Annotated in this window: 11 protein-coding genes; 7 read left to right on the top strand and 4 right to left on the bottom strand. The window is 56.5% G+C overall.

The window, feature by feature from the left end:
- Nucleotides 1–2: 2 nt before the first annotated feature.
- Nucleotides 3–710 carry a glycerol-3-phosphate 1-O-acyltransferase PlsY gene (gene plsY, locus WBP50_RS05730; RefSeq protein WP_423932342.1) on the top strand — a complete coding sequence of 236 codons (708 nt, stop codon included), beginning with the start codon at nt 3–5 and terminating at the stop codon, nt 708–710.
- 17 nt (nt 711–727) lie between these two features.
- On the top strand, nt 728–1729 hold the full coding sequence (locus tag WBP50_RS05725; RefSeq protein WP_423932492.1) for an NAD(P)H-dependent glycerol-3-phosphate dehydrogenase: 1002 nt from the start codon (nt 728–730) through the stop codon (nt 1727–1729).
- A 12-nt stretch (nt 1730–1741) separates the two neighbouring features.
- On the opposite strand, the gene WBP50_RS05720 is transcribed toward WBP50_RS05725, so the two are convergent.
- From WBP50_RS05720 to WBP50_RS05710, 3 genes are read right to left on the bottom strand one after another with little or no spacing between them, the layout of a single operon-like run.
- Nucleotides 1742–2236 (bottom strand): SixA phosphatase family protein, encoded by a 495-nt coding sequence (locus WBP50_RS05720; RefSeq protein WP_423932340.1) that lies wholly within the window; start codon nt 2234–2236, stop codon nt 1742–1744.
- Nucleotides 2236–3360 carry a glycoside hydrolase family 3 protein gene (locus WBP50_RS05715; protein WP_423932338.1) on the bottom strand — a complete coding sequence of 375 codons (1125 nt, stop codon included), beginning with the start codon at nt 3358–3360 and terminating at the stop codon, nt 2236–2238. Before WBP50_RS05715 ends, WBP50_RS05720 begins: the two co-directional genes overlap by 1 nt.
- Nucleotides 3357–4685: an AAA family ATPase gene (locus tag WBP50_RS05710; protein WP_423932337.1), complete on the bottom strand. Its 1329-nt coding sequence runs from the start codon at nt 4683–4685 to the stop codon at nt 3357–3359. The genes WBP50_RS05715 and WBP50_RS05710 overlap by 4 nt, the downstream gene beginning before the upstream one ends.
- A 208-nt stretch (nt 4686–4893) precedes the next feature.
- Here WBP50_RS05710 and kdsA point away from each other — a divergent pair, with 208 nt between their 5' ends.
- The 5 genes from kdsA to WBP50_RS05685 all read left to right on the top strand — a co-directional run bounded on the left by kdsA (nt 4894) and on the right by WBP50_RS05685 (nt 11362).
- Entirely contained in the window at nt 4894–5724 is an 831-nt protein-coding gene (gene kdsA, locus WBP50_RS05705; protein ID WP_423932335.1) for a 3-deoxy-8-phosphooctulonate synthase, read from the top strand.
- A gap of 36 nt (nt 5725–5760) precedes the next feature.
- Nucleotides 5761–6300, top strand: a complete 540-nt coding sequence (locus WBP50_RS05700) for a KdsC family phosphatase (protein ID WP_423932491.1) — start codon at nt 5761–5763, stop codon at nt 6298–6300.
- A 240-nt stretch (nt 6301–6540) separates the two neighbouring features.
- Entirely contained in the window at nt 6541–7494 is a 954-nt protein-coding gene (locus tag WBP50_RS05695; protein ID WP_423932333.1) for an HlyD family secretion protein, read from the top strand.
- On the top strand, nt 7491–10232 hold the full coding sequence (gene rbbA / locus WBP50_RS05690; RefSeq protein ID WP_423932332.1) for a ribosome-associated ATPase/putative transporter RbbA: 2742 nt from the start codon (nt 7491–7493) through the stop codon (nt 10230–10232). The genes WBP50_RS05695 and rbbA overlap by 4 nt, the downstream gene beginning before the upstream one ends.
- 2 nt (nt 10233–10234) lie before the next feature.
- Nucleotides 10235–11362 (top strand): ABC transporter permease, encoded by a 1128-nt coding sequence (locus WBP50_RS05685; protein ID WP_423932330.1) that lies wholly within the window; start codon nt 10235–10237, stop codon nt 11360–11362.
- A gap of 5 nt (nt 11363–11367) precedes the next feature.
- Here the strand turns inward: WBP50_RS05685 and WBP50_RS05680 are convergent, their stop codons facing one another.
- Nucleotides 11368–12801 carry a hypothetical protein gene (locus WBP50_RS05680; protein ID WP_423932328.1) on the bottom strand — a complete coding sequence of 478 codons (1434 nt, stop codon included), beginning with the start codon at nt 12799–12801 and terminating at the stop codon, nt 11368–11370.
- Nucleotides 12802–12808: the final 7 nt, after the last annotated feature.

Here is a 12808-nt window from a genome sequence, read left to right as displayed (position 1 = left end):
CTATGCTGACGTTAGTTGCCATTATAGCAGTAAGCTACATCATCGGGTCGATTCCCACCAGCATCATGGCGGGAAAAATGATCAAGGGTATCGATATCCGCCAGTTCGGCAGCGGTAATGCCGGCGGTACCAATGCGTTCCGGGTGCTCGGATGGAAAACCGGTCTTGCGGTTACGCTGATCGATATTTTCAAAGGCGTTGTTGCCGCCGTGTCGGTGGTCGCGTTTTTCCGTCACCACCCGATCGATGTTTTTCCCGATATGAACGAGGTCGCCCTGCGTCTGGTTGCCGGCATGAGCGCGGTTATCGGTCATGTGTTTACGGTCTTTGCCGGGTTCAAGGGCGGCAAGGGGGTCAGTACCGCTGCCGGGATGCTTATCGGCATCGCACCGGTCAGCATGCTCATGGTTATCGGCGTTTTTCTGCTTACCATCTATCTTTCGCGCTACGTTTCGGTTGCCTCGATGCTCGCCGCCGTTGCCTTTCCCCTCATTATCGCCATCCGGAAGTACATTTTCGAACTCGGCACGGGTCTGGATTACTACATCAGGCTGTTCGGCGAACAGCTCTCTTTCCATGACAGTCTCGACTATCATCTCCTGATTTTCGGCCTCATCGTCGCACTCGGCATTCTCTATACCCATCGGGCCAATATCAGACGGCTGCTTTCCGGCACGGAGAACCGGGTAACCTTCGGAAAGCATTCGTGAGCCGCCCGTCCGCTCCGCTGCACATTGCCGTTCTGGGTGCAGGAAGCTGGGGTACCACACTTGCCGTTCTTCTTGCCTCAAAAGGCTATCGGGTAAATCTCTGGGCTCATCGTCCCGAGTTTGCCGCCCAGCTTGCCGCTGAACGCCAAAACATCCGTTATCTCAACGGCGTTCATTTTCCCGATACCCTGCAGGTTTTCACCTCTCTGCACGAGGCGATCGCTCCGTCAGATATCGTGGTGACGGCGGTTCCCTCCCAGGCTTTGCGTGAAACCGCCGAACAGTTCCGCGATCTTCCGGTCGAGGGAAAAATCATCGTCAATGTTGCCAAGGGCATCGAACTGAAAACCGGCAAGCGCATGTCGGAAGTGCTGCTTGAAGCCATTGCGGGGCTCCTGCCGTCCCAGGTTGCCGCCCTCTACGGACCGAGTCATGCCGAAGAGGTTTCAAAAGAGCAGCCGACCACGGTTGTTGCCTCCTCGCCCTCGGTTGAAACCGCGAAGAGGGTTCAGGAGATTTTTCACACCAGCATGTTCCGGGTCTATACCAATACCGATATCATCGGCGTAGAGATTGCCGGTTCCGTGAAAAATATCATTGCCATTGCGGCAGGTATTTCCGACGGTATCGGTTTTGGCGACAACGCAAAAGCCGCCATCATAACCCGGGGCCTTGCCGAGATGTCGCGCCTTGCCGTGAGCCTTGGCGGTGACCCGATGACGGTATCCGGGCTTTCGGGGATAGGCGATCTTGTGGTTACCTGCCTGAGCAGGCACAGCAGGAATCGGTATGTCGGTGAAGAGATAGGGCGAGGCCGTTCGCTTGAGGATGTGGTGAGCCACATGAACATGGTTGCCGAAGGCGTACTCACCTCGAAAGCCGTTTATGAGCTCAGCAGGGCGAAAGGTGTGGAAATGCCCATAACCCAGGCGGTCTATGAAATGCTTTTCGAAGGGAAGCCGGTTCAGCAGGCAACCCTTGAACTCATGACCCGCGAACCGAAAGGGGAAGTGTACTGAGCGGAACCTTCTTCACTCGTGCTTTTTCGGATAGTCGTACCATATCTTCATTCCCGAGCGCTCCCCGGCTTCAGCCCACGATCCGCAGCTGAGATCGATGCGGATTACTCCGCAGGTAACCATGTTGTCGAGCCGTTCTCCCGTAAGGAAATTCGAAAAGTCAGTCATGACGGGATTGTGTCCGAAAAGCATCGCGGAATCGCAGCGGTCGGGGAGGGATCGCACTATCTGCAGGAGAGCATCGCGGCCCCCGGTATAGATCTCCATCTTCTGCACGATTTCGCTCTCCGGATAGCCGAGAATTCCGGCAACGATTCCCGCTGTCGTGATTGCCCGGTTTGCCGGGCTTGACACTACCATCGATGGCCTCACCATCTTTTCTTTCATTCGGGCGGCCATGAGCGGGGCCGATGCGATCCCGCGGTCATTGAGAGGGCGCTCGAAATCGCTCTGAAGGGAGTTGTCCCAGCTCGATTTCGCATGTCGGACCAGATAGAGTGTTTTCATTATTTGCAATGGTAGAGGTAACGTTCCTTGAGCGCCATGATTCTCCGGTAGGAACGGTCGATGCGGGATTTGTCGAGGGTGCCGTTTTTTACCAGCTTATGGATTATTTTCGTGGCTTTTTCAGTGATATCAGGGTCATAGGCGGTGTTGTTGCCGAAGAGCAGGATATCCACTCCCGCGTCGAGAGCGAGCCGGATGGCCTCTTCAAGTCCGTAATGGTCGGAAATGGCTTTCATCTGCATGTCGTCGCTGACGATTACCCCCCTGAAGCCGAGTTTATTGCGCAAAATGCCGTCCAGCACCTTTTTTGAAAGAGTCGCAGGGTAGAGACTGTCGAGCTTTGCGTTGAAGACATGCGCGGTCATCACGGCATCGTTGTACCCCGCGGCGATCATGGTCCGGTAGGGGTCGAGCTCCTCTTGTTTCCAGCTTTCGGTAACATCGGTAAAGTCCTTGTGCGTATCGGTCGATGAACTGCCATGTCCGGGAAAGTGCTTCAGGGTGGGTATCACACCCTCCTGACGCAATGCGTTGGCCGTCAGCGTGGCGTGCCGGGTGACGATTTTCGGATTGGCCGAAAAACTCCGACCGAGTTTTCCGATAACCGGGTTGTCCGGGTTGACGTTCAGGTCGACGACCGGTGCGAGATTCATCGGAATATGCATTTTTTTCAGAGTCGCAGCGGTTCCGAGTGCCGCACGGGTGGTGCTGTCGCGATTGTCGAGGGCTCCGAGATGTGCAGCCGAAACGCTCGGGGGAAACCCTTTCGAGCTTTTCAGCCGGTTCACCTTTCCGCCTTCCTGATCGATGGCGATGAGCAGGGGGATTTCCGAAAGACCCGTCAGTTCAAGCGTGAGTTTCGAGAGCTGCTCCGGGCTGCTGATGTTCCGTACCGGGGATTTCGTCGGCACATCGTAGTCGAAGAGCACCACCCCGCCGATATGGCGTTTCCGGATATCGACGGCGATTCCGGGGGCATCGGTGATCGAGAGCCCCCGGAAACCGATCATGAGCATCTGCCCGATCTTGACCGCCAAGCTGTCGGGTTGCTGGGCAGCACCTGCAGGCAGCGGAGCGAGCTGCAGCAAAAGGAGCAGCGCTGCGACGAGCGTTTTTTTTATCATGCCTCCCCCGCCGCTTTTGTGACGGCAATTTCTCCACCGGAGATAGCCACCCTTACGAGATCGTTCTCCTGAACCGCGCCCGACAGAATGAGCTCCGAGAGCCTGTTGGTTATCCTTCGCTGCATGACCCGTTTCAGGGGCCGGGCGCCGAAAGCCGGGTCGAAGCCCTCGCGGGCGAGCCAGTCGAGGGCTTCCGGGGTGATCTCCAGGGTAATATGCTGGCGCATGGCTGTTGCCCTGATTCGGTCGAACTGCACTTCGACGATCTGGCGCAGATCCTCTCTGGAAAGTGGTGTAAAGAGAATGATCTCGTCGATCCTGTTGAGAAACTCCGGGCGCACCTGCTGCTTGAGCATCTGGAAGAGTTTTTCCTGCAGTCCCGAAAGCACGGCGTCTCGGTTCATGCCGTCCATTTTCTCCATCTCCGACTGGATCATCTGGGCGCCGATGTTGCTGGTCATGATGATGATGGTGTTCTTGAAGTTCACCGTGTGCCCCTTGCTGTCGGTAAGCCGACCGTCGTCAAGAATCTGCAGCAGGATGTTGAACACATCGGGGTGGGCTTTCTCGATTTCGTCGAGCAACACAACCGAAAAGGGTTTTCGCCGGACGGCCTCGGTCAGCTGCCCACCCTCTTCATAGCCCACGTATCCGGGAGGCGCTCCCACCAGACGACTGACATTGTGCGACTCCATATATTCGCTCATGTCGATGCGGATCAGCGCATCCTCGTCGTCGAACAGATAATCGGCCAGCGTCCGGGCCAGCTCGGTTTTGCCGACACCCGTCGGTCCGAGAAAAATGAACGATCCTATCGGTTTTTTTTCGTCGCCCATGCCCGCCCGGGACCTCTTGACCGCCTCGCTGACCGCGCTGACCGCCTCGTCCTGTCCGATGACGCGCTTGTGCAGTTCATCCTCTATGCCGAGCAGCTTCTGCCGTTCGGACTGCAGCATCTTGCTGACCGGTATGCCGGTCCAGCGGGAGACGATGTCGGCTATGTCCTCGGCATCGATCTCCTCTTTCATGATCAGGTCCCCGGAAGCCTGCTTTTCCTCTATTTTCTCCCGGTTCTCTGCGATCTGGCGTTCGATGCGCGCAATGCTGCCGTAGCGGATTTCCGCCACCTTGCCGTAGTCTCCCTGCCGTTCATACTCCTCGGCCTGGAGCCGGAGCTGCTCAAGTTCCGACTTAAGGTCTCTGGACGCCTTGATCAGCTCCTTCTCGGTGTCCCACTGGGCCTTGATCGAGGTCTGTTCCTCAACAAGGCTCGCAAGCTGCTTCTCGATCTCCTTCAGACGCTGCCTGGTATCAACTGTGCTCATGGATTCAGTCGTTTTTGATTACGGGTGCCGCCGCTTGCCTGTTGCGCCGGAAGCCGGATTTTCTCCGACCGCAACAGACAAGCGGCTGTTCCCTTAAGATAGGTACCTGTAATAACGAATAATGTTGTAAATTTAAGGTCTGAGTAAAAAAAAGGACAATTCGCTCATTTCTTATATGGTAACTCATAATAAAATAACCGGTAACAGCGTGCAAAAGTTCTCCATCGGTTCTATTGAAATTCCTTCGGACGGCTCTCTTTTCTTTATTGCCGGCCCCTGTATCATTGAAAGTCGCGCCATGGCCTTTGCTGTAGCCGAAGAGTTGCAGCGTATAGGCAGCCGGGAGGGGGTGACCTTTATCTTCAAGGGTTCATACCGCAAGGCGAACCGCTCTTCCGTTTCATCGTTTACCGGTATCGGCGACCGCGAAGCGCTCGAGACGCTTGCCGCAGTCCGGGAGCAGTTCGGCATGCCGGTGCTGACCGATGTGCATGAGAGTGCGGAGGTCGAACTTGCCGCACCCTATGTTGATGTGCTGCAGATTCCTGCGTTTCTTTCGCGTCAGACGGAACTGCTGGTGGCTGCAGGCAAGAGCGGCCGGGCCGTCAACATCAAGAAGGGACAGTTCATGGCTCCCGAGGATATGGCCCATGCCGCCGCAAAGGTTGCCGGCACCGGAAACCGGAGCATCATGCTGACGGAACGGGGCACCAGTTTCGGCTATCACAACCTTGTGGTCGATTTTCGGGGAATTCCGCAGATGGCCGATACCGGCTATCCGGTGATTTACGACGCGACCCACAGTCTGCAGCTTCCCGGTGCAGGCAACGGGGTTTCGGGGGGAGAACGCCAGTATCTGCTTCCACTTGCGCGGGCGGCAGTTGCTGCGGGTGTCAACGGGCTTTTTTTCGAGGTGCATCCCGATCCGCCTTCGGCACTCTCCGATGCGGCAACCCAGATAGCCCTTTGCGATTTTTCCGCTGTTATCAAAGAGCTGCGTCAGCTTTCGGGCTGCATGCAGTCGATTCATTCACGTTAAACAGGAACCCTCTTGTCAGGTTTTCAGTACTTCGGGATGGAGCCCTCTCTGGCCGATCCATCCTCCAGAATCCAGCAGGTCCTTCAGGGCGTAAGGGCCATCGTGTTTCCGGTAGACGGCGTGCTCAACGGGCCGCGTATGACCTTCGACAGCAAGGGAGGCGAGATTATCTCAATCTCCAATCGCGACGCATCGGCCCTTAAGGAGGCGATTCGCCAGGGTATTCTGGTTGCGGTCGTCTCCGATCGCGATGCAGGGTGTTTCCGTCCTGTGCTCGAGTCACTCGGCATTACCGCGCTCTATCTGAATGCCTCCAGTCTGCTTGGGGCTTATGAGATTTTCCGGAAGGAGTGCTCGCTTCAGGACGAGGAGTGCGCCTATATCGGCGACGATATCGCCGATGTGCCGGTGCTCGAGAAAGCGGGATTTCCCGTTACTCCGATAGACGGAGCCGACTATCTGAGAAACCGTGTGGGTTACATCTCGGCCTACGAAGGCGGAAAAGGGTGTATCCGGGAGATAGTCGAGATGGTGCTGCAGCAGCAGGGGAAGTGGTTGTTCGCTGAATCGTCCTGAGCAGGGGCGGGCAAACGTGCTTTTGATGGAAAAAATGGACGAAGTGTTTTACTTTTAGTACGTTCTGTTTGCAGATTCGGGGCTAAATAGTACCATTGTTTTATAACGTGGCAGGGCTCTGCGCGCGCAAAACATGAGAGCGATGTCAGGTAGTGACCTGCCGGACTGTTGAATCGTCGATTCTTACCGGGGATTGCCGTGTTTGCAAAGTTCAGTACCAGAAAAGCGTTTAAAACCGTCATGCTTTCTGTCGTCCTGCTCGGTTTGTCGCTTTTCTTATGGTATGCATTGAGGCAGCCCGCTCTTCCGGAAGGGGTTGTTTCCGGGAACGGCCGGATAGAGGCCACAGAGTACGATATTGCCGCCAAGCAGGCGGGCCGGCTGGATTCTGTTTTTGTCAATGAGGGGGATATGGTTGTCGCCGGCCGGACTCTGGCTCGGATGAACGAGGACGATCTCGTTGCCTCGCTCGACGAATGCGAGGCGCAGATTCGTCTTGCGCGCAATGAAAAGCTTCGCGCATCTGCCATGGCGGCACAGCAGGCCGGCGAAAGTTCTCTCGCGGATAAGGATTATGCCCGCTACCGGAAATTGTTCGATCAGGATGTGATCTCGCGTCAGGAACTTGATCATGCCCTGACCAAAAGGGAGGGGTTGAATTCGGCCGTTTCGGCTACGCAGGCCCAGGTGGCAGAAGCTGGTTCCGCAATCGAAGCGGTTATCGCAAAATCCCGGATAATCAGGAACAATATCGAAGACTGCCGACTCAAAGCCCCTGTAGACGGAAGGGTGCTTTACCGGCTCGCCGAACCCGGCGAGGTGCTGCCTGCCGGAGGAAGGGTTCTCACGGTACTTGATCTTTCCGATGCGTACATGACGATATTTCTTCCTTCAGAAATGGCAGGCAGGCTGGTTATTGGTTCGGAAGCCCGCATCGTGCTCGACGCCTTTCCTCGGATGGTTATCCCCGCCAGCGTGTCATTTGTTTCTTCAAGGGCGCAGTTCACTCCAAAAGAGGTGGAGACCAGCTCCGAGCGGGAGATGCTCATGTTCCGCATCAAGCTGAAAATCGATCCCGAGCTGCTCAGGACGCGATTGAAAGACATCAAAACAGGGCTTACGGGTGTCGGTTACGTTCGCCTCTCTTCCTCCGTTGCATGGCCGGAAGCCCTTCAGCCCCGGATTTCGCGATGAACATCGAAGCCGGTCATACGGTACGCCTTCAGTCGCTTTCACACGCTTACGGTCAGATCGCCGCGCTTGACGGCATTGACCTGGATATTCCTGCGGGCTGCATGGCTGGGTTCATCGGGCCGGACGGTGTAGGAAAGTCGACGCTTCTTGGCGTCGTTTCGGGAGCCATCGCCGTTCAGTCCGGCCAGGTTTCTGTTCTGGGCGGCGATATGCGTGATGCGGATTTCAGGCGCCGAGCGGCATCCCGTATTGCCTACATGCCGCAGGGGCTCGGAAAAAACCTCTATCTGACGCTCTCGGTTTTTGAGAACGTTGATTTTTTCGGACGCCTGTTCGGTATTCCGGAAGTTGCAAGGAAAGTCCGGATAGGCGAAGTGTTGCAGAGTACAGGACTGCTGTCGTTTGCGGACAGGCAGGCGGGAAAGCTGTCTGGCGGCATGAAGCAGAAGCTCGCGCTTTGTTGCGCCCTGATCCACGATCCCGACCTGCTGATTCTCGATGAACCGACTACGGGTGTGGACCCGCTTTCCCGCAGGCAGTTCTGGGAGCTTATTTCGCGCATCAGGCTTCGTCGTCCTGGTCTGAGCGTGATGGTCGCGACGGCTTACATGCAGGAAGCGGAACGGTTCGCATGGCTGGCGGCTATGGATGATGGTCGCGTTCTCGCGACCGGGTCTCCGGAAGAGTTGAAAGGAAAGACCGGCAGCGGAACCCTCGAGGAGGCATTCATCCGGCTGCTTCCCCCGGAAAAAACCGCAGGGCATCGCGCTCCCCGCCTTGAATGTCGCAGTTTTTCCGGAGAAGATACGGTCATTATCGCGGAAAATCTTACCCGGACCTTCGGCAGTTTCACTGCGGTCGATCACGTCAGTTTCAGAATAAACCGGGGAGAGATTTTCGGGTTTCTCGGATCGAACGGTTGCGGCAAAACCACGACCATGAAGATGCTTACCGGGCTTTTGCCGGCGACTGACGGCAAGGCATGGCTTTTCGGCATGCCTACAGACGGACGCAGCATCGAGCTGCGAGGCCGGGTCGGTTATATGTCGCAATCCTTCTCGCTGTACAGCGAGCTGACGGTCGGGCAGAACCTGTTTCTTCATGCGCATCTGTTTGGCCTCGGAAAGGAGGATATTCCCCGGCGTATCGCCGAACTCACCGAGCGATTCGATCTTTCGGAATACCAGCATAAGCTTGCCGGGGAGCTTCCCATGGGCATTCGGCAACGACTTTCTCTTGCTGTGGCCGTCGTGCACGATCCGGCGATACTCATCCTCGACGAGCCCACATCCGGTGTCGATCCGGTGGCCAGGGACCGGTTCTGGGACATTCTTTCCGATCTTTCACGCAATCGCGGGGTAACGATTTTCCTGTCCACCCACTTCATGAATGAAGGGGAGCGGTGCGACCGGATTTCGCTGATGCACGCCGGGAAGGTGCTTGCCTGTGACACTCCCGCCAACCTGGTCATGGCAAAAGAGGCGTCCGGACTGGAAGATGCATTCATCGCATTTCTTGAGCAGGCTATGCCGGAAGATCGGGGAGTCGGCACCCAATTTTCGACGGAACGTTCACCGGAACGGATCGGCGATACTCGGCACGACGTCGCAGCGTTCAGTTTTCGCCGGTGTTTCGGCTATGTCAGGAGGGAGAGTATCGAGATTATCCGGGACCCCGTCCGCCTTGTGTTCGCTCTTGCCGGTTCGGTGCTGCTGATGCTGATTCTCGGTCTTGGCATCACGTTCGACGTCCGCGACGTCGCTTTTGCGGTGCTTGACATGGACCGGACTCCTGAAAGCCGGGATTTTATCGAACAGATTGCAGGGACCCGCTATTTCGTCGAGCATGATCCTCCGTCAGGCTCGGAGGAGCTTTTCGAGAGGATGCGGACAGGAGAACTCAAGCTTGCCGTGGAGATTCCTCCGGAATTCGGCAAGAACCTGTACCGGGGAGGAAGCCCTGAAATTGCCGTTTGGATCGATGGTGCCATGCCGTTTTACGGTGAAACCGTGAAGGGCTATTTTTCGGGAATCGCGCGCAACTATATCGAAGAGCTTGCCCTGAGACACGGAAGATCCCTGAAGGGTATGGCCCCGGTTTCTGTGATTTTCCGTTACCGCTATAACCAGGATTTCAGGAGCCTTCCCGCGATGGTGCCAGCGGTCATTCCTTTGCTGCTTCTCTTTATCCCGTCAATTCTCATGGCGCTCGGCATCGTTCGCGAAAAAGAACTTGGATCCATCACCAACCTCTACGTGACGCCAGTGACCAGACTCGAATTCCTGCTGGGCAAGCAGTTCCCTTATGTGGTTATCGGTATGGCGAGCTATGTGTCGCTCGTCCTTCTGTCGGTGTTTTTTTTCGACGTTCCGGTCAGGGGCAGCTTGCTGACGCTGACGATCGGCGCTTTTCTCTATATTGTTGTGACAACCGGTTTCGGTCAACTCGTTTCCTCGTTCACTTCGACACAGATTGCGGCTTTGGCTTGCACGGCTTTCGCAACGCTGATACCGGCCGTGCGTTTCTGCGGCTTTACCCAGCCGGTATCTTCGCTTGACGCGGCAGGATCGGCAATTGGCAATGTCTATCCGGCAACCTATTTTCTTCTGATCAGTCGCGGGGTTTTTTCGAAGTCTTTGGGCTTTTTCGATTTGTTCCCCCACCTTTGCTCGCTTGCGGCATTCATTCCGGTGCTGACAGGCCTGAGTATACTGCTGCTGAAAAAACAGGGAAGGTAGCCGTGAGGACGACCGCCAACATTGTGCAGCTTGGAATCAAGGAGCTTCGGAGCCTGTGGCACGACAAGGTGCTCCTGGGGCTTATCGTATTCATGTTCACGGCAGGCATCTACACCGGCGCGACATCCAGCTCCCTGGAACTGCACAATGCTCCGGTCGCTTTCGTGGACGAGGATCAGTCGCCGCTTTCGGGGAGCATCCGCCAGGCATTCTATCCCCCGTCCTTCAGGCAGCCCGCACTGATCGGATCCCACGAGGTCAATCGTGCTCTCGATTCCGGGACGTACACGTTCGTCATTGATATTCCTCCTGATTTTCAGCGAGATCTGCTTGCCGGCAGGTATCCTGAAATACTCGTCGATATCGATGCTACAAGAGTGACCCAGGCGTTTATCGGCGCGGGTTACATCAATTCGATCGTCAGTGGCGAAGTGTCCGGTCACTTGCAGAGATCGTCTTCCGGGTCCGATCTGCCTGTACGTTTTGTCGTACGGTCACTGTTCAATCCCAACCTCAACGGTATCTGGTTCGGTGGCATCATGGAGATCATGACCAACGTGACCCTGCTCTCGATCATCCTTTCGGGAGCCGCACTCATTCGCGAACGGGAGCACGGCACGATTGAGCACCTGCTGGTCATGCCGCTTAGGCCTTTCGAGATTATGGCCGCAAAGATATGGGCTAACGGCCTTGTGGTGCTCTGCAGCGCCGCGGTCTCCCTGTTTCTTGTGGTAGAAGGGTTTCTCGGTGTTCCGATTGCCGGGTCGGTGCCTCTTTTCCTGTTCGGCGCCATGCTGCATCTGTTTTCGACGACCTCGATCGGGATCTTTCTGGGGACCGTTGCCCGCTCAATGCCGCAATTCGGCCTCCTTATCATCCTTGTCGTGCTGCCGATGCAGCTGCTTTCCGGCGGCATGACGCCGAGAGAAAGCATGCCGGAACTGGTACAGCAATTCATGCTTCTTTCTCCGACAACCTACTTCGTAAAGTTTTCACAGACAATTCTGTATCGTGGAGCCGGGATTTCGACAGTCTGGCCGGAATTTGTCGCTGTAGCGGTAATAGGGATCGTGTTTTTTTCAGTCGCCCTGCTTCGTTTCAGAAAGAGCATCTCCCTGATGCAGATGTGAGGATTTCAGGACCCGGGGGAGCGGTTCAGCAGCAGGGCGGTCTCCTCGAGGGAGAGGACGCCTACGATGTTCGTGCCGTGGTTAGGCTCTACATGCACATCTCCGAGATATTCCGCACCGGTCAGAAGCGCCTGTTCAAGCGCCTCGATTTTTCCGAAAAGACTGTACGCCGCCGATTGCGGTGTCGAGCAGGAGACCGGAGGATTATCGGTGCCGTGCACGAAGTAACCCTCCGGCATGGCGCCACCGTCCGGATAGCCGTGCCAGTGCGTCATCGACGCGCCGCCCCTTTCAAGCATTCCGGTAAACGTCGAACCGGGGTTCACGGTTTTCAGGATCGAGGCTATAAAGGCGTTGCCCAGCGCATGGGCAAGAATGGTGAGGGTGTCGAACGAGGGTTTCGTAACCGGCCCTTCGGCCAATCCCGCAGGAGTTTTCAGGTAGGCGGCACCGTTTTCCAGTCCGATTTCCACCAGATCGGTTTCGATGTCCAGATGGTTTTTCCGGCATCCTGAACGGGTCGTGAGCACCCGCACGTCGGGAACGTCGACCAGCAGGGTGCGATTGCCTATCCTGACCGGTACCATGCTCTCTTCATCCTTCGGCGTGCTTTCGTCGAGAGGCATGGCGGGCAGCACCCTTACCGGCAGCTGGCGGGCGAAAAATCCGTAACTCATGCCGCTGCGGTGGTCGAGATAGCGGGCCACGATTTTCCGGTAGAAATCATTGCGGTATTCAAGGCTGTCGGTCGAGGTATGTGTCAGCAGGTAGCTGCTCGATGCCCACGCCCTGCTGCATCCGAGAAAGTCAACGGCAGCCCTTCTGAATTCCGGGTTCCCGACCTGGAGTGCCGCATGGCGGAAATCGAGGTACTCCGGTCTTGGAGGCACGACCTGCGCCGTCAGTTTCGGCACCAGTGTTCCTCGTACGGCATCCCTCGTCGGCAGCGGGGTGTTGAAGGTCACCACCCCGCCGTTCATGGTGCAGATCGTCCACGAATGCCGGGTGACGTAGATCAGAATATGCACCATATCCCTTGCCAGCCGCCGCACAATCGCGTCAAGCCTTTCCTGTGGCGTCGCAGCGGCGGTGAGTGGCGGCGGCTCATCGTAGATGCCGACAATGATGTTGTTGTAAAGTGTCGAAACCCTGTTGATCGCCAGCTCGCTGTCGGCGAACATGCCGGGAGCGAGAATCACCGTACCGGGCCTGAACTTTCCGCCAGGGAGCGTCGATTCGCTGCAGGATTCAGCGCTTATGCCGAGCGATCGCATGATTCCGGTCAGCGCTTCACAGAAGCGCTCAAGCCGTTTCGGGATGGTCCGGGCAGGGTAAAGCACGCAGCGGAGCTTTGCGCACATGGCGTCCAGGCCGAGCGGGGTCTCTTTGTCGATGCCGAGAATGCGTTGAAGTGAAGCCGGGCTGATGCTGTTACTCATGTATTTC

It is taken from the genome of Chlorobium sp., from assembly GCF_049593655.1.
In the GTDB taxonomy this organism is placed as follows: Bacteria; Bacteroidota; Chlorobiia; order Chlorobiales; family Chlorobiaceae; genus Chlorobium.
The sequence above is the reverse complement of the archived record's forward strand: the minus strand, read 5'-3'. Positions and strand labels throughout refer to the sequence as shown.